Source organism: Streptomyces lunalinharesii, assembly GCF_039532155.1.
Lineage (GTDB): Bacteria > Actinomycetota > Actinomycetes > Streptomycetales > Streptomycetaceae > Streptomyces > Streptomyces lunalinharesii.
In genome coordinates this window covers 70,041-92,628 of record NZ_BAAARK010000010.1, presented here as the reverse complement: position 1 = coordinate 92,628, position 22,588 = coordinate 70,041, and the positions used below count along the sequence as shown (strand labels likewise).

The window sequence follows — 22,588 nt, the reverse complement described above, 5'->3', positions numbered from 1 at the left end:
GGACGCGGGGGACATGGCGGGCGACGGCGGGGACGGCCCCGGGGCGGCGGCGCCCGGCGAGACGGACGGCGCCGCGCTGACCGCCGCCGTCCGGGCCGTGCTCGCGCGCCTGGACGCGCACGCCGCCCGGGCCCACGGCAACGCCCCGGAGAACGATGCGGGGAGGCCCGGCCCCGGCGCGCCCTCCCCCCAGGCCCTCGACGCGCTCACCGCCTGCTTCGGGCTCACCTCCTTCGAGCGGGACGTCGTACTGCTCGCCGCGGCCGTCGAGTTGGACCCGACCACCGGCTCCCGCTGCGCCGCCGCCAGCGGCGATCCGTCCCGCCCCCACCCCACGTTCTCGCTCGCCCTGGCCGCGCTCGACGCACCGCACTGGAGCGCCCTGACGCCGGTCGCCCCGCTGCGCCGCTGGCGGCTGGTCGAGTTGGAGGACGAGACCCGGCTGACCGCCAGCCGCCTGCGGCTCGACGAACGCATCCTGCACTTCCTCGCCGGCGCCCCCTACCTGGACGCCCGGCTGCACGGCCAACTGCGCCGCACCGTCCCGCCCGAGACCCTGCCGCCCGCCCACGAGACGGCGGCCCGGCGGGTGGCGGCGGGCTGGACGGGGGCCGGGCCGAACGCCCCGTTGCGGGTCGAACTGGTCGGCGGCGACCTCCGGACCCGGGGGGAGATCGCCGCGGCCGCGGCCCGCCGCTCCGGCCTCGGCCTGTACGCGATGAGCGCCGCCGACGTCCCGACCGACCCCGCGGAACGGGACCGGCTGGCCCGGCTCTGGCAGCGGGAGGCGATCCTGCTGCCGGCGGCGCTGCTGGTCGAGGTCGGCGAGCTGGACCGGGAGCAGCTGGCCGCCGCGGACGCGTTCGTCGCCGGCACCGCCGTCCCGCTGGTCGTCTCCAGCCAGGACCCCCGGCAGACCGGCCAGCCGCGCGGCGCCCGCGTCACCGTCCCCCACCTCTCCGACGAGGAACAACTCGGCCTCTGGGCCGACGCGTTCGCCGACCTGCCCCAAGTGACGGAACGTCATCTGGCTTCCCTCGTCGCGCAGTTCCGGCTGCCGCCGCACGTGGTGCGGTCCGCGGCCGCCAGCGTGCGCCGCGACCTGCCGGCCGCCGACGCCGCCGAGCTGGCCTGGCGGGCCGGACTCGCCGAGGCGCGGATGGGCCTGGACGAGCTGGGCCGCCGGATCGAACCGCGGGCCGGCTGGGACGACCTGGTGCTCGCCGACCGGCAGCTGAGCATCCTCCAGGAGGTCGTCGCGCACGTCCGCCAGCGCGGCACCGTCTACCAGGACTGGGGCTTCGCGACGTCGCTGCGCAGCGGCCTGGGCGTCACCGCGCTCTTCGCGGGCGGTTCCGGCACCGGCAAGACGCTGGCCGCCGAGGTGCTGGCCAGGGAACTCGGCCTGGACCTCTTCGTCGTCGACCTCTCCCAGGTCGTCAGCAAGTACATCGGCGAGACCGAGAAGAACCTCAGCCGGGTCTTCGACGCGGCCGAGCGCGGCGGCGCGCTGCTCCTCTTCGACGAGGCGGACGCGCTGTTCGGCAAGCGCAGCGAGGTCAAGGACAGTCACGACCGCTACGCCAACCTGGAGGTCAGCTACCTGCTGATGCGCATGGAGGCGTACCGCGGCCTGGCCGTCCTGACCACCAACATGAAGAAGGCCCTGGACTCGGCGTTCATGCGGCGGATCCGCTTCGTCGTCGACTTCCCCTTCCCCACCGAACGCGAGCGGGCGGAGATCTGGCGCCGGGTGCTGCCGGCCCAGGCCCCGACGAAGGGCATCGACCCGGCGCTGCTGGCCCAACTGACCGTCGCCGGCGGCTCGATCCGCAACATCGCGCTCTCCGGCGCGTTCCTCGCCGCGGAGGAGGGCGACCGCCTCCAGATGCGCCACATGCTGGCCGCGGCCCGTACCGAGTACCTGAAGTTGGAACGTTCTCTGGCGCCGTCGGAGGTCCACGGATGGGTCTGAAGCACGAGGTCGGCAGGGACGGCGCGCGAGCGGCCCGGTCCGTCCCCGCGACGCCGGCACCGGCACCGGCGTCCGCCGCGCACCGCACGCCGGCCCCCGCGCCGGCGCACGAGGACCCGCGGGCGTCCCGCTCCCCCGGGACGTTCCGCATCGAGATCGACGCACTGGTGCTGGACGGCTTCGACGCCCGGATCGACCCGAGCCGGGTGTCGGCCGCGTTCCGGGCCGAGTTGAGCCGCCTGGTGCGCGAGCGGGGCGTGCCGCTGGCGGCGGACGGCGGCGCGGACCTCGCGCTCGACGGGCTCGCCGGCCTGCCGCCGCTGCCGGCCACCACCCATCCCGTGCGGCTGGGCGAGGCGCTGGCCCGCGCGGTGCACGCGGGCCTCACCGGGCGGGGGGAGGTGCGATGAGCAGCACGCACCGCGCGGGCACCCAGGACGACCGGTCCGCCCGCGACGCCCGGCGCCGCAAGCGCAAGGAGCGCTCCGCCAAGTCCACCGCCCCCGAACCCAAGAACATCGTCAGCGGCGCCGGCCAGCCCCTCGACCTCAGCGTCCGCCGCGAGCTGGAGGAACAGCTCGGCCACGACTTCGGCCAGGTCCGCCTGCACACCGACCGCGACTCCGGGCGGCTCGCCGACCTCATGGGCGCCGACGCGTTCGCCGTCGGCCAGGACGTCTTCTTCCGCGAGGGCGCCTACCGCCCCGGCACCGCCGACGGCCGACGCCTCCTCGCCCACGAACTCCTGCACACCGTCCAGGACCCGCACGGCCCCGGCGCCCTGCGCGCCGGCCGCGACCTGGGCGCGGTCAGCCTCCCCCAGGAGGCCATCGAACGGGAGGCGGAGGGCGCGGCCCAGGAGTCCGTCCGGGCCGCCATGCTCGGCACCGCACGCCCGGAACGACCGACCCCACCGGTCGAGCCGGGCCAGCAGGCACCCGGCTGGCTCCGCTACGCCACGGTGGACGCCGACCGCCACCGTAGGGAACTGATCGACCCGGCCACCTTGGTCGACCGCCTGGCCAATGGGGTGCTGCGGTCGTTGCGGGGGGATCCGGAGGATCGGTCGGGGCGGGTGCGTCTCGAAATCGCCCGGATGGCACCCGAACTGCAGGAGTCGGTGTTGGACCGGCTGGAGGTGCGGCTGCTCGGTTCCGACTTCGACCGGCTGCTGGAACTGGTGACGGAGTCCGAGGTGTTGCCGACCGGCTTCCAGCCGTCGTCCACCCCCGAGCCGGTGCCCGACGTCCTCGACCAGGTGCTCGACGAGCGGGCAGGCCAGGAGCAGCAGGGCCGGGGCGCCGCGCAGGCAGAGAAGCAACGCGCCGCGGACGCCGACGAGGAGAAGAAGGACACCAAAGGACGGGCACAGAAGCAGGACCAGGACCAGAGCAGGGCGCAGCGCGACGCGGCGGCGGAGGACCAGGAGGCCGGCGAGCGCAAGGCGCACGAGGACGAACGTGCTGTCGAGGGCGCGGACGTCAAGCAGGAGCAGCAGCAGGCCGAGGAACAGCAGGGCCAGGAGCGCCAGGAGGCCGATCAGGCCGATGCCACCAAGGCGGACCGGGCCAAGGACGGTGCCGAGCGCACCAAGGAGGAGCGCAAGACCCAGCGGGAGCGTGAGGAGGCCGACCCGGAACAGGCCAACCGTCCCGGCGCCGACAAACGCAAGCGCAGCGACGACGCGACGAAACCGGCGGACGGCTCGAAGCAGGAGGAGCTGGAGAAGAAGAAGCGTGAGCAGCCCGGACCGGTCCGTCCGGAGAAGGTCGACGAGCGGGCCGGCCAACGGGACAGCGCGCTGTCCGAACACGGGCTGAACGAACAGGACGAGGAGGACGGCCCGCTCCGCGAGGAGGAACAGCCGATCGGGCTGGAGGCGGGCGCCGAGAAGGACATCGGCGCGAGTGGGGACACCGGTGCAGCGGCCAAGGGCGGCGCGGGCCCGGGCGAGGCCGCACTGAAACCGGAGGACTTCCTCCCCGACGCCGACCTGGACGTCTCGTCCGTACCGACCGCCGACCACCCCGACGCCGCGTTGCCGACGTTCCCCACTCCCCCGCCCACCAAGGCCGAGCAGGTCCAGCAGGAGCGCGAGAACGCGGCGGACGACGAGGAGCACGAGGACGAGCCGGAGGCCGAGACCAAGCCGCCGGGTGCGGAGCTGGGGCCGGTCGAGGGCGAGGCTCCGCAGCCGGAGCAGGGGCCGGCCGCGGAGGCCGGGGACCGAACCGAGAAGGACCTCCAGCCCTCGATGCCGGTCGAGCAGGAGGTCGGCCCGGACCCGGAGGCCGAGGACCAACAGGCCCAGGAGCCGGAGGCCGAGGAGAAGCGGGATCCGGACCAGGCCCAGGACAAGGACGAGGACGGCGCCCGCCAGGCCAAGCAGGACGCCGACGACAAGGACGCGGACCGCGACGCGGAGGGCGGCACCGGCGAGGAGGCGCCGGACGCCAAGGAGGCCCAGGACGAGCAGACGGAGAAGAAGGAACAGGACGCCCAGGAGGAGAAGCGCCAGGCGCAGGGACAGCCGGAGGGCGCGGCGGCCGGGAAGCCGGCCGGGGTCCCTTCGGACGGCGCGACGAGCGCGGGCGCGGACTCGTCCGCGTCATCGGCCTCCTCTTCGGCCCCGCCTGCCGGTGCGCATACCGACCGTACGCCGGCCGAGGACCGGCGTCCGTCCCCCGCTGCACGCCGGGGTGCCGAGCCCGTGCGGGCCGAGCGGGACGCGCCAGGCGCGAAGAGCGCGGTACCGAAGGAGTCGGGGCCCGGTGCGGCGCCCAGCGGTGCGGTGGGCGGCACCGAGCCGGCCAATGCGCCGTCGGCCGCCGCCGGCCCCGGCGGCGCGCCTTCCGTCGCCCAGGCCGCGGTCGGGCCGGCGTCCCAACAGGCCGACAGTCCCGGCAAGATGGGCGCGCCCGCACCCGAGGGGGCGAAGGCCCAGCCGGACGCCTCGTTGGAGAAGGACGGCGGGGGCTGTGCGCCACCAGCACCGGCTGCCGAGCAGGAGGAGGGCGGCGGGGGCTGCGGCGGGGGCGGCGGGAGCGCGAAGGCCGCCGAGGAGAAGAAGGAGAAGGCGCCGGACGTCTCGGCGCAGGACCCCAAGTCGGCGCTGAACACCGTCGGTCAGCTCGCTCCGGACCAGGCGCAGGAGGCACTGCCCGGTCTGGACGGCGCGGCCGACAAGAAGGTCAACGACGAGCAGCAGCGGCTCGACGCCAACCCGCCGAAGCGGGAACGGCCTTCCGGGGCGCCGCAGACCCTGCACGGGAAGCCGGAAGAGCAGGCCCCGGAGACCCCGGTCACGGGCCAGTTGGAAAAGCTCGGCCCAGAGGCGCAGGGCGAGAAGCAACGAGCCAAGGGCAGCGAGAAGGCCGAGGGCGCCAAGCCGACCGACAACATCCCGACACCGCACGTGCCGCCCTCGAAGGACGGCAAGCTCACGTCGGACGACGCCAAGAGCGTGGCGGCGGCCGCGGACCAGGTCCCGACCAGCGACCCCGAGCTGCACAACAAGACCGTCGGCCCAGCCCCCAAGATCAAGCTGGAGGGGGACAGCGACCCGCAGCGCACGGACAAGCAGGCGGAGAAGCTCAAGGAGAAGCAGGGCAAGATCCAGGACACCGGACGGTCGGACGCGTCCAAGTCGCTGGGTGAGGACAAGATCTACCCCGACGCGCCCCAGGAGGAACTCCAGGGGAAGGCGCAGGGCGGCCGGGCCGGCGCGGGGGGTGGCGGAGGTGCGACGGCCGGTGGTGCACCCAAGCCCGGCGCCGGGGCGGTGGCCAAGCAGGAGCGCGGCGGCGAGATCAAGAGCGCCACCGGCCAGGCGGGCACCCAGGTGGCCGCCAAGGAGAAGGAACAGCAACAAGGCGAACAGAAGGACAAGCAGGAGAAGCAACAGCAGATCGACAACGAGGTCGCTCGCAACACCGAGCAGCAGACGGCGGAGCGCGGCCGGGCGGCCGATCAGGCCAAGACGGAGCGTCAGAACTGGCGCGACGAGCAGGACAAGAAGATCCAGAAGGCCGACAAGGACACCGAGAAGGAGCACAAGGACGGCAACGACAAGATCACCAAGGAACGCGACACCAAGGACAAGGAGGTAGACGACCGAAAGAACAACGACAACAAGGACATCAACAACAAGGCCGATGAGGCGGACAAGGACGCCAAAAAGAAGAAGGACGAGAAGAAAAAGGATTCCGACAGCCTCTTCGGCAAGATCGTCGATGCCGTCGCCGACTTCTTCAAGGACCTCCTGGACGCCGTCACCAAGATCTTCGACGAGGCCCGCAAGGCGATCAACAGTGTCATCGACACCTTCAAGGAGTGGGCGAACAAGGCGATCGACGCGGTCCGCGACTTCGCCATCAAGGCCATCAACGCGGTCGCGGACGCGCTCATCGCCATCGGCGACGTGCTGCTGGCCGCGTTCCCGGAACTCCGCGACAAGTTCCGCAAGGCCATCAACGACCTGCGCGACAAGGCGATCGCCACCGTCAACAAGCTCGCCGACGGCCTCAAGAAGGTCGTCAACACCCTCCTCGATGCGCTTGCCGCTGGCCTCAACGCCCTCCTCAACGTCCTGGAGGCGGGCCTCAAGGCAGCAATCAAGATCTTCCGCGACGCCATCGTCGGCGCCCTCAAGTTCGCCGAGGCGGCGATCCAGGCCCTCGGCCAGTTCGCCGCCCTCGTCGCGGACATCGCCCCGGACCCCGGCGGCTGGCTCTCCAAGGCCGGCAGCGCCGCCAAGACCGGTATTCAGGAACACCTCTGGGGCGCCATCAAGACCGCGGTCAAGCAGTGGTTCGACACCAAGGTTGAGGGCATCCTCGGCCTCGGCAAGGCCGTCATCAACGTCCTGATCAAGGGCTGCATGTCCCTGAAGCAGATCGGCAAGATGGCCTGGGACGCGGTGATCGCCGCCCTCCCGATGATGATCGCCCAACTCGTCATCGAGAAGGTCGTCTCGATGATCATCCCCGCGGCCGGCGCGATCCTCACCATCGTTCAGGGCCTGATGGCCGCCTGGCAGTCGATCAGCGCGATCCTCTCCGCCTTCGGCAAGTTCTTCGCCTTCCTCAAGGCCGTCAAGTCCGGCCCGGCCGCCTGCCTCTTCGCCGTAGCCGTCGCCGCCGGCGTCGTCGCCCTCCTCGAACTCATCACCAACCTCCTCCTGGCCCGCCTCGGCCGGGCCGCGAAGGGCGTCGGCAACCGCCTCAAGGGCATCGCCCAAAAGATCATGAAGGGCCTGAAGAAGACCGGGAAGGGGGCCCGCAAGGCCGCCGGCAACGCCGTCAACCGGGCCCGCGGTGCCGTCCGCAAGGCCACCCAGGCCCTCCGCAAACCCACCAGCCCCACCAAGCCAAAGGGCCCCAAGGTCCCTTCGCGCCCCGGCGCCTCCACCGAACACCACCCCTCCACCCACCCCGGCTCCAAGGGCCCCGCCACCTCGCACGACCGCCCCACCAGTCGCACCCCCGACCGGGAACGCGACCGCCGCCGCGAGGAAGACACCGCCAAGCGCCAACGCGACGCGGAGGACCCGAAGAAGCATCCGGACAACGACAAGGCCAACCCCGCGAAGCCCCGGCACGACGAGAAGAAGCCGGACCACCCGCAACGCGCGGAGCACAAACAGGAATCGCCCAAGAAAAAGAAGGAAACCGAGGCCCCGAAGCGCACCAAACCACGCAAACCAAAGTCCCCCTTGGGGCGTGCGCTCAAAAAGATCAAGGGCAAAGTCAAGTCCGCCCTCAAGAAGGCCCACAACGCCGGCAAGGCCCTGGGCAAGAAGCTCCGCAAATCAAAACTCGGCAAGGCCCTCAAAAACAGCGCCAAGAAGACCCGCGACTTCTTCAAGAAGAAGCGCGACCACATGCGCGACAACAAGAAGCATCGCGCCGAGCAAAAGAAGCAGAAGCGCGCAGACCAGAAGAAGAAGGAGAAATCAAAGCAGTCCAAGGAGACCCGACTGCAGAAGATTGTCGCAAGAATCCAGCCGAAGCTCGACCGCCTCTTGCAGCTCGGCATCCCACGCCCGGCCCTACAGGCCGTTCTCGGGCCGATGCGGCTCTGGTACCGACTCACCGGACTCCAGATCAATGACAACAGCGACTCATTCGACTTCGCGGCCACGCTGAACCCATCGCGTAATTTCGGCGCAGCACACTGGGACAAATTCAGCCGTGTCGGGGAGGACGGGATTCGGCGCTTCTCCGAGAACACGGCCCGGACGCGGAAGTTCTCAGAATCCGAACAGAACGCCAACGCCGAGCGTTACGGGGAGACCGAACTGGGCCACCACATGCGAAATCTTCCACGAGACCAGAGGCGCGCCGCCCTCGAATACTCGGACTACGGATGGACGTATAACCAGATCCTGCGGGTGGAGGGTAACGAGAACCCCGAAGACCTTCTTGCGAGTTGGCGCGATCCGACCCTGAGCCCAGGGCCACGGAAAACGCTGCAACGCATCATGGGAGACACCGGTACCGGTCGCCATGGCCACTACACCCCGGAAGATCTCAAGGCCGCACTGGCGCGCCCTGACCTACATGAAGTCGACGAGGCGACCCTCAAGGGAATCCTCAACACGGGATCCCCTTCGGACTCCGCTGAACAGCTGTACAGCAGGCAACGGCGCGAAATCGCGCGCCGCATGAAGAAGTTCGCCAGCCCAAGGGAGCGTCTCGGCGTGTCTTTCGGCTCCTACCCTACCGTCGATGACTTTCTCGAACGCAGCGCCCTGATTGACCAGGCCACCAGGGCGCACCGGCTTCCCGAAGGGCTGGAGGCACACAGGTCCCTGGGCGACATTAGGTTCATGAAGGGGTACAACATTCTGGATCTCAATCGCCTGGAGGGCACAGTCCAGCAGGAGCCGGGATTCATGTCGACATCAGTGGGAGGAGAATCAACTTTCAATAGGAATCCCTATCGAATGCGGCTCAACGTACCGGAGGGTTCGCCCGCCCTATGGCTCGGCAGAACGAGTAAGTATCCGAACCAACGAGAACTTCTATTGCCCAGCAGTACGGAGTATCGGATCATCCAGGTGATTCCCCATGGACGCAACGGCCCCTGGACCATCGTCGCCGAAGTCATGAATCCGATGCCGTAGCTACGCATACCTACCACGCAACAACCCAGAACTAAGATACGGAGTCCGCGATGTCCCACCACCCGGAAGACTTGCCTTCGGGACGCCCAACAGAGTTCGGGGATCTTAGCCCGTTCACATTGGAGCGCCACGAGTATTTGGGCGTCTCGCGAACCCCAGTCCACTTTATTCCGGTGCTGCGTCGCGGACAGCTGATCGGCTACTTGTGGGCTTCGGAGTCCGAGGCGGAAGATGCCGCTGGATTCTTCCCACGACGGGGAACGGGCGCCACAGGTTTCGACGCCGGGGGGACATGGCGCGGCCGCCTGAAGCGAGCCAGAGAGAGCGGAATGACACCCCTGGCGGCGATGCGCCAATGGGTGGGTGAACCCGAGGATTCCCGAGGTGGCGTCGTACCCTCAGACGCCGAAGAACGGATTCTGGATAATTCGCGAGCCGTCCAGGCACTTGCCAATCAAGTGGCCGAATAACCGGAGGGAAACATGACCCGCTACGCCGACATCCCCAAACCCATCCGTTCCGGCATCGTTGTTGTTGATCCTGATCTTGGGATTCCGCAGCGGATCATCGTGTTGCAGTTCAATCCGGACACGTTGGAGCGGCAGGTGGCGCCGCAGGCTGCGGGTGGGGAGGGGGACAGCGGGGGCGGTGGTGGGGGGAGTGGAGGGGATCGGAACGAGGCGTTGCGGTTGAAGGGGCCGGCGCAGGAGACGTGGAAGTTCACGGCGGAGATCGATGCCACGGACCAGTTGGACGTGGCGGCGCCGGAGGGGATTCATCCGGAGTTGGCGGTGCTGGAGATGTTGGTGCAGCCGACGACCGCGCAGTTGTTGGCGGCGTCGAAGTTGACCAAGAAGGGGACGATCGAGATCAGTCCCATCGAGACGCCGTTGACGCTGTTCACGTGGGGGAGCAAGCGCGTGATGCCGGTGCGGTTGACGGAGTTGTCGGTCAACGAGTCGGCGTTCGACGTGAATCTGAATCCGATCCGGGCCTCGTTGAGCATCGGGTTGAAGGTGTTGACGGTGAGCGATCTGCCGGCCGGGCACCCCGGGGCGGCGTTGTACCTCGCGCATCTGGCGCAGAAGGAGCAGTTGGCGCGGCGGGCGCGGGGCGGGACGTTGGCGCAGCTGGGGTTGGGGAGGGGGATCTGAGGCGTGGGCATCGAGCCGTACGAGAGTGCGTTGGACGACGTGCCGGGCGCGCACCCGTATCCGCGGAGCAGTCGGTATGCGGGCAGCGAGATCGGGGTGCACGTGCGGGGCGACGGGAGTGAAGTGCGGTATGCGAAGCGGCGGTTGTTGCCATCGCTCGCGGAGGCGGCCGAGGATGCCGTGCCGCACGTCGTGGGCAGTGGGGAGCGGGTCGATCAGCTCGGGCAACGGTACTTCGGGGATCCGGGGCAGTGGTGGCGGATCGCGGACGCCAATCCGGTGCTGGAGCCGCGGGAGTTGACGGCGGAGCCCGGGGTGGAGATCGCCGTGCCGTTACCGGGTGGGTTCAGTGGCGGGCTGGGCGGGCCGGGGGTGCGGCATGGCTGACGGGGACGAGCCGATCGGGCGGGGGCCCCTGCACGTTTCGCTGTACATGGGGCCGAAGTTGGCGCGACTGGTCCCACAGGAGGTGGTGGAAGCACTGCTCTCCGCGCAGATCACCAGTACGGCGGGTGAGCGGAGCGGCTTTCAGCTGGCGTTCGACCTGACGAAGAAGGGCGCGATCGTCCAACGGCTGCTGCCGGAGGGGTTCTTCGATCCGAAGACCCGGGTCATCGTCACCGTGACGGTCAAGGGGACGCCGGTGGTGTTGCTGGACGGGGTGATCGTGCGGCAGGAGGTGGGAAGCAGCAACCACCCCGGGCAGAGCACGCTGACGGTGACGGGCGAAGACCTGACGCTGTTGATGGACCTTGAGGAGCGGACGGATCGCTATCCGAACCTGGCGCCCTCGCAGCGCGTGGAGCGGATCCTGTCCCAGTACGCCGATTACGGCATCGACGCCCGCATCATCCGGGAACAGATTCCGCAGCCGCCGCGGGAGCAGGTGCGGGTCGACTACCAGACGGGGACGGACCTGCAGTACGTGAACGAGCTGGCGCGGGCCAACGGGTACACGTTCTATCTGGAGCCGGGGCCGGTGCCGGGGCGCTCGACGGCGTTCTGGGGGCCGGAGCAGCGCCTCGGACAGCGGCAGCACGCGCTGAACGTGAACATGGACGCGAACTCCACCGTGGACCAGTTGACGTTCGCGTACGACGGGACGGCGCGGGAGGAGCCGCAGGCGCGCGTGCAGGACCCGGTGACGCGGCGGGCGCCGTTGTTGGCGCAGCCGGACATCAGCCCGTTGCGGCCGCCGTTGGGGCTGCGGGGATCGCCGGCGCTCAAGCGGAAGACGTTGAGCGGGACGGCGAAGATGGACGAGGGCCTGGCCAAGGCGGAGGCGTTGGGGCGGGCCGCGACCAGTGCCGACGCGATCTCGGGTTCGGGGTCGTTGGACGTGACCCGGCACGGATACCTGCTGCGGCCCCGGGAGTTGGTGGGGGTGCGCGGCGCCGGGGTCACCTATGACGGCGATTACTACGTGAAGACCGTGACGCACAACCTGCGGATCGGCTCGTACCTGCAGAACTTCACGCTGTCGCGGGAAGGACTGATCGCCCGCAGCGGCACCGTGCGGCCCTAGCCGCACCCGCACCCATGCCCGCACCCGCACCCGCACCCGCACCTGATGCCCGTACGTGGGGACCGTAAGGAGAGACGCCGCACATGGCTGCTGCACCGAACAACCGCTTCCTCGGCAAGTTCCGGGGCCGGGTGGCGGCGAACGACGACCCGATGGGCGTGGGCCGGTTGCGCGTCCAGGTCCCGGACGTGCTCGGGGACGAGGTGTCGACCTGGGCCCTGCCGTGCTTCCCGTTCAGCGGCGAACAGGCCGGGCAGGTGGTGGTGCCCTCGGTCGGCGCCGGCGTGTGGGTGGAGTTCGAACAGGGCGACCCCAGTTTCCCGGTGTGGGTGGGGTGTTGGTACGGGCGGCGCGAGGAGCTGCCGGAGGACGCGCAGCGGGATCCGGCCGTCGCGCATCCGGTGGTGATCCAGACACCGGGCAAGCACAAGATCGTGCTCTCCGACGTGCCGACCGAGGGCATCCTGCTCCAGGCACCGGGCGGGGCGTATGTGCGCATCGACGCCACGGGGGTCCACCTCAACAACGGGCTCGGGGCGTCCGTCTCCCTCACCGGGGAGCAAGTCGACCTGAACGACGGTCGGTTGACCGTGCAGAAGAAGCGCTGACGAGAGCGGGGGGGAGGCGGGACAGATGGCGAGCGGGAATCTCGTGCACGGTGGCATGACCATCGGCTGTCCGCACGGCGGACGGGTGGTGCCGGCTGCGGCCGGCGGTGGGGCGGGCGTGCTGATCGACGGCGCGCCGGTGGCGACGGCCACGGACCTGTTCGTGGTGAGCGGGTGCGCGCACGTCGTGGCGGGTCGCCCGCAGCCGTGCACCGGCGTGCGGTGGACGCCGGACGGCGGGGGCGGCGGCGTGTGCGTCGACGGGGTGCCGGTGCTGCTGGACACCACCGCGGCGCTGTGCTTCAGCGCCGCGCTGGTGCCGCAGGGTCCGCCGGTGGTGGCGTCCGCCGGCGGGGGTCGGCCGGGCGGCTTGGCGGGGGTGACGAGCCGATGAGGGCGCAACCAGGGCGGACCGGGTACGTGGCCCGCACCGACCTCGCCTTTCCGTACCGCGTGGACCGGCGCGGGCGGACCGCGCACGCCCGGTACGACGCACACGTGCGGGACCTGGTCGAGCAGTTGCTGTTCACCAGTCCCGGCGAGCGGGTGATGCGGCCCGACTTCGGCTGCGGGCTGCTGGGCCTGGTCTTCACGCCGAACAGCCCGGAGTTGGCCTCCGCCGTAGAGCTGTCCGTGCAGGCGGCGTTGCAGCGCTGGCTGGGCGAGTTGATCGAGGTGGAGTCGCTGGACGTGACGAGCGAGGAGGACGTGGTGCGGGTGTCGCTGCAGTACGTGGTGCGCGCCACGGCCAGCCGCCGCGACGAGGTGTTCGAGGGGCGGGGGGCCGCATGACGGTCGACGGCACGTTCGAGGCCGGACGGCGGGAGCGGATCCGGCAGGCGCGGCGCAACGGCGTGGACGCGGTGGAGGTCGGCGAGGACGGACGGACGCTGACCGTCACCTTCCTGGGGAAGGCGCCGCACGGGCTGCGTCCGGAGCACGTCCGGATCGACGGCGGGCGGCGGATCACCGGCATCGAGGCGCTGGAGATCACCGTCGAGCGGGAGGAGGACCCCGAGCTGGACGACCGGCTGGTGGTGCTGCTGGACCGGGCCGGCGACTTCTCGTCCTACCGGCTGTCGGTGGTGGAGAGGGACCCCTACGGGCGGCCGGGCACCGAGCCGTTCCCCGGGTTCGACCAGCGGTACTTCTCGGCGGAGTTCTCGTTCCGGCCGAACTGCCCGACGCCGTTCGACTGCGTGGCCGACGACGGTGCCGGGGCGGGCGGCACGGGGCGGCTGCCGGCCGCCTTCCGCACCGCCGCGCCCGTCATCGACTACACCGCCCGGGACTACGACACTCTGCGGCGGGTCGTCCTGGACCGGCTGCGGCTGACCACCCCCCAGTGGGTGGAGCGCAATCCGGCCGACCTCGGCACGACGCTGGTCGAGCTGCTCGCCCACGCCGCCGACCAGATCAGCTACCAGCAGGACGCGGTGGCCACCGAGGCGTATCTGGACACCGCGCGGCGCCGGGTGTCGGTCCGGCGCCACGTGCGGCTGATCGACTACCCGATGCACGACGGCTGCACGGCCCGGGCGTTCGTGACGGTGCAGGTGGCGGCGCCGCTGACGCTGCTGCCGGGGACGTTCCGGTTCGCCGCCGTCGACTACCGCTCGTACGGGCCGCGGGAACGGCCGGAGTTGGGGTCGGTGATAGACGACCGGGAGCTGGCGGTGCTGGCCGAGCACGGGTCGCTGGAGGTGTTCGAGCCGGTGGTGCGCGAGGCGCCGCTGGAACTGCTGCCCCAGCACCACGCCATCCGGCTGTGGACGTGGGGCGGGGAGGTCTGCGGGCTGCCGGCGGGGGCCACCGCCGCCACCCTCACCGACGCCTGGGCCGACGAGGAGTGCGGGCGGCGGGAGTTGGCGCTGTCCCCCGGTGACCTGCTGCTCCTCGAAGAGGTCAAGGGGCCGCGGACCGGTACGCCCGGCGATCAGGACCCCACGCACCGGCAGGTGGTGCGGCTGACGTCCGTCACCCCGGCCGTCGACGCGCTCGTCGGGCAACCGGTCCTGGAGGTCGCCTGGGCCGACGAGGACGCGCTGGCGTTCCCGTTGCGGCTGACGACGCGGGGCGGGCGGGACTGCGTGCCCGTGGCGGACGTGAGCGTGGCGCGCGGCAACGTGGTGCTGGTGGACCACGGACGGACCCTGGACGGGGACGGGGACGGGGACGGGGACGACGGGGGCGTGCCGGAGACCGTCACCGTGCCGCCCGTGCCCGCCGTACTGGCGTCCTGCGACCCGCCGGCGTTCGGCTGCTGGGACGGCGGACACGGCGGCAACGAGGTCGCGCAGCTCCTCGACGACCTGATCGACCGGGCGGAGGGCGGCCGGGAGCTGTCCCCCGACGACGTCCGACGGCTGTGCACCGCGGTCGGCGAGGCGGCCGCCGAGCGGGCCGGCATCGGGCTGGAGTCCGCCGGGCTGCGCGCCGAGAGGGTGACGCCGGGGACCGCGTACGCGCAGGCCGCGGCGTTGCGGACGCTGCTCGCGCAGTCGGTGTACCCGGGGATCGTGCCGCGCTTCCGGCCGGTGGTGGGCCGCGCGCCGGTCGTCCAGGCGGTGCCGTTCCCGCAGCCGCGGCACGTCGCGGCCGGGCAGGCGGAGCGGCTCGCGGCCATCCCGGAGCGGGTGCGGGAGCGGCTGGTGGAGCTGTGGCGCAGCGCCCGGGACCAGGACGGGCTCTCCGAGGCGGAGCGCGCCGAACTGACCGTGCTGTTCGGACTGGAGTTGCTGGAGCGGCTGGAGCTTCAGCGGCATCCGGTGCGGGCGTTGCGGGAACTGCTGCACCGCAGCCCAGGCCTGCTGGACGGCAGGCTGCGCCGGCTGGCGGTGCTCACGGCGCGCGCCCGGGCCGGGACGGTGCTGGACGGGCGAACCGCGTGGGAGGTCGCACAGACCTGGGGGCCGGCGTACGCGACCGGGCTGCACCCGGACGAGCCGGTGCTGCACGGCCCGGCCGCCGCCGTCCTCCAGGACCCGCGCGAGGCCCTGCCGGCGCTCCGCCTCCGGGAGGTCGCGGACCCGGCCGGCGGCCCGGACGACGCCGCCGGCGCGGAGTCCGGCGCCCCCTGGCGCCCGCGCCGCGACCTGTTGGGCAGCGGCGCCCGCGACCGGCACGTCGTGGGGGAACTCCAGGACGACGGGCGGCTGGCACTGCGGTTCGGCGACGGGCACTACGGGGCCCGGCCGACGCCGGGCAGTCGGCTCGCCGTCCACTACCGCATCGGCGGCGGCACGGCCGGGAACGTCGGCGCCGAGGCCATCGGCCACCTGGTGCTGCGGCGCGACGGGCAGGAGTCGGATGCCGCGGCGCCGCTGCCGGTGGCCGGGGTCCGCAACCCGCTGCCCGCGGTGGGCGGCGTGGAGCCCGAACCACTGGAGCAGGTGCGGCAGTTGGCGCCACTGGACCTGCGGCGGAGCCGGCTGCGGGCGGTCACCGCACAGGACTACGCGGCACTGGCCGGCGGGCTGCCGGGCGTGCAGCGGGCGGCGGCGGAGATCCGGTGGACCGGCAGCGTCCAGGAGGCGCACGTCGCCGTCGACGCGTACGGCACCGAGGACCCGTCGTCGGCCCTGCTGGACGCGGTCGGCCACGCGTTGGAGGGCTACCGCCGGATCGGGCACGACCTGGTGGTGCGGCCGGCGCGCCGGGTGCCGCTGGACGTGGCGCTGGAGGTCTGCGCCGAGCCGGGTCACCAACACGGCCAGATCCTGGCCGAGTTGTACCGGGTGCTGGGCGCGCGGGCGCTGCCCGGCGGGCGGCTGGGCTTCTTCCACCCGGACGCGCTGACGTTCGGGGAGCCGGTCCGGCTGAGCCGGCTGGTGGCCCTGGCCGCGGCGGTGCCGGGCGTCGGCAGCGTGGCGGTGACCCGGTTGCAGCGGATGTTCCACGCGGACCAGGGGGAACGACAGGCGGGGGTGCTGCGGCTGGGGCCGCTGGAGATCGCCCGCTTGGACAACGACCCGGACCGGCCCGAGAACGGCCGGCTGGTCATCGAGCTCGGGGGTGGGCGATGACGGAGCACCAGACGACGGGCGGGGACGGGGACACCTCCCGTTCGGGCGGAGCCGAACAGGGGGGAGGCTGCGGCTGCGGCTGCGGTGCCGGCGGCGGGCACGACGAGCGCCGCGCCGACCCCGCGCCCTACAACCCGCCGGGCCGCCGCGCCCTCGACTACCGGGTCGGGGACCACGGTTCGTTCCTGGCCGCGATGCTGGACCGGCTGGCCTCACCGGCCTACCCGGCGCTGCGCGGCCTGACCGTCCGCACGCCCGACGACCCGTCCATCGGGCTGCTGGACGCCTGGGCCGTCCTCGGTGACCTGCTGACCTTCCACGGCGAGCGGATCGCCGACGAGGGGTACCTGCGGACCGCCGACGAGCACCGTTCCCTGGCGCTGCTGGGCCGGCTCGTGGGGCACCAGCCGCGGCCCGGGGTCGCCGCCGACACCCACCTCGCCTACACCCTGGACCGCGACCCGCGGGCCGGCGACCTGCCGGTCCTCATCCCGCGCGGGGCCCGCAGCCACAGCGTGCCGGCCGGCTCGGACGAGGAGTCGCAGACCTTCGAGACCGACGAGGACCTGACGGCGCGCTGGGCGTGGAACGAACTGGCGGTGCGGCACCGCCGGCCGGCGCTGCTGACCGCCGACGACCTGCACACCCGCCCGGAGCTGCTGGTCGCGGGCACCTCCACCGGGGTGACCGTCGGCGACCGGCTGCTGTTCGACTTCGGTGCGCAGCGGGTGCTGCTGCCGGTGGTGTCGGTGCGGCCGGACCGCACGGCGGACGTCACCGCGCTGGGGCTGCCCAAGGCGGCACCCGCGTCGCTGCCGGAACTGGTCACCGAGCTGCGGGCGTGGATCACCGAGCCCCCGGTGTCGGTGGACCCGGACGACCCGGACTACCCGCCGCCGGCCACCCCCGAGGCGCCCAACCCCCGCCCGGTCAGCCGGTTCGTCGCCGACTTCGACGCGCAGGTGCTGGCGCCGCTGCGGAAGGACCTGGACGGCATCGCCGACCCGGCGGCGTTCACCGCGCGGCTGGCCGGCCCGCACGAGCGGCTGGCGGAGGCGCAGGCGGTGGCGGCCGGCTATCCGGAGGTCGTCGCGTGGTTCGAGGAGCTCCAGGCGGTCGTCGGCGAACTGGCCCGGCGGGCCGCGGAGTTGGCCGGCGAGCCGCCCGCGGAGCCGGCTCCGGGGCAGCCGGCGCCCACCGCCGGCGACCCGGCGGCCACCGACCCGCCGGCCCCGGTCCCGGCCGCCCTGGCGGCCCTCGCCGCCGTGCTGCCGGCGCTGCGCACCCGGGTGGTCCGCCCGCCCACCGCCGACCGGGACGCGGTCGGCGACCCGCAGCGGGCGTTCGGTGCCGGTGCGGACCTGGGCGCCCGGCTGCTGGCCGCGCTGGACCCGCGGGTCGGTGACGGCCTCTACCCGGCGTGGCGGCGGGCGGCCGCCCCGGCCGGCGACGGCGGCTCCCCCGGTGCCCCCGCCCGGCCGCTGCTGCGCGCCGTCCTCGCCATGCGGGTCACCGCCACCCCGTTCGGCGCGACGGCGCCGCTGAAGTCCGTGCAGGACGACCAGGGCCGGGTCATCAGGACCGCGGACTGGCCGCTGACCGGGGCCGCGCTGACCATGGTGCGGGTGGTGTTCGACACCGCGGGGAAGACCCCGGTGCGGGCGGAGTTCCAGCACGCCGAGACCGGCAGCACGGACCAGCGGGCGGAGAACCTGCCCGCCGACACCGCCTTCGCGCTCGGCCCCGGCCGGGTCGAGCTGCACACCCGCACCGGCCAGGACCACGACCTGAGCTGGCTGGGGCGCCGCCCGGTCGACTCGCAGGAGCCGGGGGTCACCGCCCGGCTGCTGGCCGGCCTGCCGGAGCGGACGGTGTTCGTCTCGCGTCCGGCGGAGGACGGCCGGGTCCACGTCGCGGTCGACGACGCCAGCCCGCTGTCCTGGCAGTTGGCGCCCGGCGAGCACCGGCAGGTCACGCAGGACGGCTACGAGGTGCGGGTGCAGGTGGCGGCCGGTGGCGAGCCGCCGGGCGTGGAGATCGGGATCGCGACGGTCCCGAAGCCGGCCGACCGGCGGGCGCTGGCGCTGGACGCGGTGTACGACGGGATCACGGTGGGCAGTTGGGTCGCCGTCGAGCGGCCCCGCAAGGGCGCGGACGGCCCGGACGGCGTCCCGGGCGACAAGAAGCTGGCGTTCGTCACCACCCGGGTCACCGCGGTCCGCACCGCGGTGCACACCCAGTACGGCATCACCGGCCGGGGCACCGTCCTCACCCTCGCCGACCCGTGGCTGGACGAGCACGACGTCACGCTGGACGCGATCCGGGACACCACCGTGCACGCCGCCGGCCAGGACCTGGCACAGGCGGACGACCCGATCGGCGAGGACGTGCACGGCGACCGGCTGGAACTCGCCGCGCTGTACGACGGGTTGCGGCCCGGCCGCTACCTGGTCGTCGCCGGCGAACGGACCGACATCCCCGGGGTGACGGGCGTGCGGGGCACCGAACTGGCCGTCGTCGCGGGCGTGGCGCAGACGCTGGACCCGGCGCTGCCCGGCGACCGGGTGCACACCACGCTGACCCTGACCCGCGCGCTGACGCACCGCTATCGGCGGGACACCGTGCGGGTGCAGGGCAACGTCGTCCCGGCGTCGCACGGCGAGAGCCGCGACGAGGCGATCGGCAGCGGCGACGCGGCGCGCGCCAACCAGACGTTCGCGCTCTGGCAGTCGCCGCTGACCTGGCTGCCGTCCGACAACCCCCTGGGGGCCGTACCGCAGTTGGAGGTCCGGGTGGACGGGCTGCGTTGGCACCCGGTGGACAGCCTGGCCGGCCGCGGGCCCGACGAGCGGGTCTACGTCACCGGTTCGAGCGGTGCCGGGAGCGGCGCCGGCCACCCGACGGTGACCTTCGGCGACGGGGTGCACGGCGCCCGGCTGCCGACCGGTCACGACAACGTGCGGGCCCGCTACCGCTTCGGCACCGGCCGGGCCGCCAACGTCGCGGCGGACCGGATCACCCAGGCCGTCACCCGCCCGCTCGGCGTCACCGGCGTCACCAACCCGCAGCCGGCCACCGGCGGCGCCGACGCGGACGGCCCGGCACTGACCCGGCGCACCGTCCCGCTGGCGGTCTCCGCCCTGGACCGGCTGGTGTCCCTGGCCGACTACGAGGACTTCGCGCGCTCCCGGGCGGGCATCGGCCGGGCCGCGGCCCGCGAGGTGTTCGACGGGCGGCGGCAGGTGCTGCACGTGACGGTGGCCGGCGTCGACGACATTCCGATCGCGTCGGACGCGGAGGTGCTGCGGGCGCTGCGGGCGGCGCTGGCGGAGTACGGGGACGGCCGGCTGCCGGTGCGGGTGGACGTCCGGGAGCCGGTGCTGCTGCTGTGCGCGGCGAAGGTGAAGGTCGCCCCGGACCACGCCTGGTCGCTGGTGGAGCCGCGGGTCCGGCAGGCGCTGCTGGACCGCCTCGGCTTCGACGGGCGGGAACTGGGCCGGCCGGCCCGACTGTCGGAGGTGCTGGCCGCCGCGCAGGCGGTGCCCGGCGTGGACTACGTGGACGTGGACGCCTTCACCGGCGTGCCGGCCTCCGTCACCACCGCCGAACTCGCCGCCCTGACAGGTGAATTGGCCGACGCGCCGCGGACGTCCGTACCGGCCCGGCCGGCCCGCTTCGAGGAGCGGATCCACGAGGTCACCGCGGGCGGCGGCCAGACCCTGACCGCCGTCGCCGCCCAGTACGGCATCCCGCTGGCCGCACTCCTGCGCCTCAACCCCGACCTCACCGACACCCGGCCGCTGCCCGCGGGCCGCGCGCTGTGCGTCTTCCGCGGCATCCGGCCGGCCCAGCTCGCGCTGTTCTCGCCGCGGGTCGCGGACACGCTGATCCTGACCGAGGAGATCCGATGACCACCAACAGGGAGCCGGACGGGCTCGCGGAGCTGCTCCCGCAGTGGCACCGACTGCGGGACGCCGAGCAGGGCGAGCCGCTGCGGGCCCTGCTCGCGGTGCTCGCCGAGCAGGTGGACCGGGTCCGGGACGGCGTCGCCCAGCAGTACGACGACTGGTTCGTGGAGACCGCCGCCGCGTGGGTGCTGCCCTACCTGGGCGACCTGGTGGGCTACCGGCCGCTGCCCGGGTACGAGCGGGTGCTGGCCACCGGCCTGCGCGACGGCGGACTGCCGGACTCCTCGCGGCAGCGGCTGGCGGAGGCGCTGGCGCCGCGCCGCGACGTGGCCGCCACGGTCGGCAACCGGCGCCGCAAGGGCACCCTGCCGCTGCTGGAGGAACTGTCCGAGGGCGTGGCGGGCTGGCCGGCGCGGGCGGTGGAGTTCTCCCGGCTGCTCGCGCACCACCAGCCGGTGCGGCTCTACGGGGCGGCGACCGCGGCGGCCGACGACCGGCGGCGCGGACGCGGCCGGCTGGTGGACGTCCGGGACGGCGCGGCCCTGGACCTGGCCGGCGGGCCGTTCGCCACCCTCGCCCGCTCGGTCGACGTGCGACGGGCCGCCTCCCGCCGCGCGCAGGGCGGTTACTCGCCGGCCGGGGTGGGCCTGTTCGTCTGGCGGCTGAAGCCGTACGCCGTGACCCGGGCGCCGGCGTACTGCATCGACCGGGCCCGCAACCTCTACACCTTCTCCCTGCTGGGCAACGACACCCCGCTGCTGACCCGCCCGGAGCCGGAGCCGTCGGCGACCCACCTCGCCACGGTCGACAACGTCCCCGCGCTGATCACCCGCCGGCAGCTGCACGACCGCCTCGCGGACTACTACGGGCCGGGCAAGAGCTTCGTGATCCGCAAGGACGGCACCGACCGGCCGGTCCCGCTCGCCGACGTCGTCGTCGCCGACCTGGGCGAGTGGCGCTACCGGCCCAGGCGCGGGCAGGTCGCCGTCGACCCGGAGCGCGGACGGATCGCGTTCGGCGCCCGGTCCGCGCCGCGGCAGGGCGTGTGGGTGGACTACCACTACGGCTTCGGGGACGACCTGGGCGGCGGGGAGTACCCCCGCGAGCGCAGCGAACCGGGCCGCTCCCCGGCCGACGGCGGAGCGCGGGTCACCCCGCCGGACGCCGCCGTCTACCGGGTCGGCCCCGACGGCCCGTACCGGCGCATCATGGACGCCTACGCGGCCTGGCAGCACGACCGGCGGGCCGGCCGGTGCGGCCCCGACGGCATCATCGAGATCGTCCACAGCGGCGCCTACCAGGAGCAGTTGGACTTCGACCTGGAGCCGGGCGACCGGCTCCAGCTGCGCGCCGCCGAGGGCACCCGCCCGGTCATCCGGCTGCTGGACTGGTACAGCAACCGGCCGGACGCCCTCAACGTCCGTGCCGTGGAGGCCCAGTGCGCACCGGGCGAGCGTCCGCGCATGGTCCTGGACGGGCTGCTGGTCGCCGGCCGCGGCCTGAACGTCAGCGGCCCGCTCGGCTCCCTGGTGCTGCGGCACTGCACCCTCGTGCCGGGCTGGTCGCTGGAGCCGGAGTGCCATCCGGCCTCCCCCGAGGAACCCAGCCTGGTCCTGGACCGCACCACCGCCTGCGTGGAGATCGACCGGTCGATCCTGGGCACCATCGAGGTCATCGGCGACGAGGTCGGCACCGACCCGCTGGCGATCCACCTGCGCGACAGCATCCTGGACGCCACCGGCCCCGACCGGGCCGCCCTGTCGGCCCCCGACTGCCGCCACGCGCACGCGGAGCTGTCCGTGCACCGCACCACCGTCCTCGGCGAGGTGCACGTGCACGCGGTGCGGCTCGCCGAGAACAGCCTCTTCACCGGGCGGGTGCGGGTCGCCCGGCGCGGGGTGGGCTGCGTGCGGTTCAGCTACCTGCCGCCCGGCTCGCGCACCCCGCGCCGGTACCGCTGCCAACCGGACCTGGTGGGCCCCGCCGACGCCGCCCGGGTGCGGCCCCTGCTGCGCAGCGAGCGCTACGGGACGCCGTGGTACGGGCAGTTGGCGGCGGGCTGCGCCGCGGAGCTGGTCCGCGGCGCGGAGGACGGCGCGGAGCTGGGCGCGTACCACGACCTCTACCTGCCGCAGCGCACGGACAGCCTGCGGGCCCGGCTCGCGGAGTACACCCCGGCGGGCACCGACGCGGGGATCGTGTGCGTGACGTGAGCCGCCGACCCGCCCGACCGCCGTCCGGCCGTCCGACCGGGGCGCGCCCGTCGC

12 protein-coding genes are annotated in these 22,588 nt (G+C 73.1%); all 12 read left to right on the top strand.

Annotated features, from left to right (window positions below; translation table 11 throughout):
* The first annotated feature begins 13 nt into the window (after positions 1–13).
* The 12 genes from ABD385_RS17585 (at position 14) to ABD385_RS17530 (ending at position 22,534) form a co-directional block, all read left to right on the top strand.
* A complete protein-coding gene (locus ABD385_RS17585; RefSeq protein WP_344576771.1) occupies positions 14–1,975 on the top strand; it encodes an ATP-binding protein in 1,962 nt (653 codons plus the stop codon).
* On the top strand, positions 1,966–2,385 hold the full coding sequence (locus tag ABD385_RS17580) for a hypothetical protein (protein ID WP_344576769.1): 420 nt from the start codon (positions 1,966–1,968) through the stop codon (positions 2,383–2,385). The genes ABD385_RS17585 and ABD385_RS17580 overlap by 10 nt, the downstream gene beginning before the upstream one ends.
* Positions 2,382–9,101 carry an eCIS core domain-containing protein gene (locus tag ABD385_RS17575; RefSeq protein ID WP_344576768.1) on the top strand — a complete coding sequence of 2,240 codons (6,720 nt, stop codon included), beginning with the start codon at positions 2,382–2,384 and terminating at the stop codon, positions 9,099–9,101. The genes ABD385_RS17580 and ABD385_RS17575 overlap by 4 nt, the downstream gene beginning before the upstream one ends.
* A 482-nt stretch (positions 9,102–9,583) precedes the next feature.
* On the top strand, positions 9,584–10,255 hold the full coding sequence (locus ABD385_RS17570) for a hypothetical protein (RefSeq protein WP_344576767.1): 672 nt from the start codon (positions 9,584–9,586) through the stop codon (positions 10,253–10,255).
* A gap of 3 nt (positions 10,256–10,258) precedes the next feature.
* On the top strand, positions 10,259–10,642 hold the full coding sequence (locus ABD385_RS17565) for a LysM peptidoglycan-binding domain-containing protein (protein WP_344576765.1): 384 nt from the start codon (positions 10,259–10,261) through the stop codon (positions 10,640–10,642).
* Positions 10,635–11,780 (top strand): hypothetical protein, encoded by a 1,146-nt coding sequence (locus ABD385_RS17560; protein WP_344576764.1) that lies wholly within the window; start codon positions 10,635–10,637, stop codon positions 11,778–11,780. The genes ABD385_RS17565 and ABD385_RS17560 overlap by 8 nt, the downstream gene beginning before the upstream one ends.
* Positions 11,781–11,863: 83 nt before the next feature.
* Positions 11,864–12,388: a phage baseplate assembly protein V gene (locus tag ABD385_RS17555; protein ID WP_344576763.1), complete on the top strand. Its 525-nt coding sequence runs from the start codon at positions 11,864–11,866 to the stop codon at positions 12,386–12,388.
* 25 nt (positions 12,389–12,413) lie between these two features.
* Entirely contained in the window at positions 12,414–12,782 is a 369-nt protein-coding gene (locus tag ABD385_RS17550; RefSeq protein WP_344576761.1) for a hypothetical protein, read from the top strand.
* On the top strand, positions 12,779–13,180 hold the full coding sequence (locus ABD385_RS17545) for a GPW/gp25 family protein (protein ID WP_344576759.1): 402 nt from the start codon (positions 12,779–12,781) through the stop codon (positions 13,178–13,180). The genes ABD385_RS17550 and ABD385_RS17545 overlap by 4 nt, the downstream gene beginning before the upstream one ends.
* Positions 13,177–16,413 carry a putative baseplate assembly protein gene (locus ABD385_RS17540; RefSeq protein WP_344576757.1) on the top strand — a complete coding sequence of 1,079 codons (3,237 nt, stop codon included), beginning with the start codon at positions 13,177–13,179 and terminating at the stop codon, positions 16,411–16,413. The genes ABD385_RS17545 and ABD385_RS17540 overlap by 4 nt, the downstream gene beginning before the upstream one ends.
* The gene (locus tag ABD385_RS17535) at positions 16,410–20,324 is read left to right on the top strand and encodes a putative baseplate assembly protein (protein WP_344576755.1); all 3,915 of its coding nucleotides are present in this window, start codon (positions 16,410–16,412) and stop codon (positions 20,322–20,324) included. Before ABD385_RS17540 ends, ABD385_RS17535 begins: the two co-directional genes overlap by 4 nt.
* Positions 20,321–22,534 carry a hypothetical protein gene (locus ABD385_RS17530; protein ID WP_344576753.1) on the top strand — a complete coding sequence of 738 codons (2,214 nt, stop codon included), beginning with the start codon at positions 20,321–20,323 and terminating at the stop codon, positions 22,532–22,534. The genes ABD385_RS17535 and ABD385_RS17530 overlap by 4 nt, the downstream gene beginning before the upstream one ends.
* Positions 22,535–22,588 lie beyond the last annotated feature (54 nt).

Coding starts and splice junctions, on each gene's coding strand:
- ABD385_RS17585 (WP_344576771.1), top strand. CDS start 14: ATGGCGGGCGACGGCGGGGACGGCCCCGGGGCGGCGGCGCCCGGCGAG.
- ABD385_RS17580 (WP_344576769.1), top strand. CDS start 1,966: ATGGGTCTGAAGCACGAGGTCGGCAGGGACGGCGCGCGAGCGGCCCGG.
- ABD385_RS17575 (WP_344576768.1), top strand. CDS start 2,382: ATGAGCAGCACGCACCGCGCGGGCACCCAGGACGACCGGTCCGCCCGC.
- ABD385_RS17570 (WP_344576767.1), top strand. CDS start 9,584: ATGACCCGCTACGCCGACATCCCCAAACCCATCCGTTCCGGCATCGTT.
- ABD385_RS17560 (WP_344576764.1), top strand. CDS start 10,635: ATGGCTGACGGGGACGAGCCGATCGGGCGGGGGCCCCTGCACGTTTCG.
- ABD385_RS17555 (WP_344576763.1), top strand. CDS start 11,864: ATGGCTGCTGCACCGAACAACCGCTTCCTCGGCAAGTTCCGGGGCCGG.
- ABD385_RS17550 (WP_344576761.1), top strand. CDS start 12,414: ATGGCGAGCGGGAATCTCGTGCACGGTGGCATGACCATCGGCTGTCCG.
- ABD385_RS17545 (WP_344576759.1), top strand. CDS start 12,779: ATGAGGGCGCAACCAGGGCGGACCGGGTACGTGGCCCGCACCGACCTC.
- ABD385_RS17540 (WP_344576757.1), top strand. CDS start 13,177: ATGACGGTCGACGGCACGTTCGAGGCCGGACGGCGGGAGCGGATCCGG.
- ABD385_RS17535 (WP_344576755.1), top strand. CDS start 16,410: ATGACGGAGCACCAGACGACGGGCGGGGACGGGGACACCTCCCGTTCG.
- ABD385_RS17530 (WP_344576753.1), top strand. CDS start 20,321: ATGACCACCAACAGGGAGCCGGACGGGCTCGCGGAGCTGCTCCCGCAG.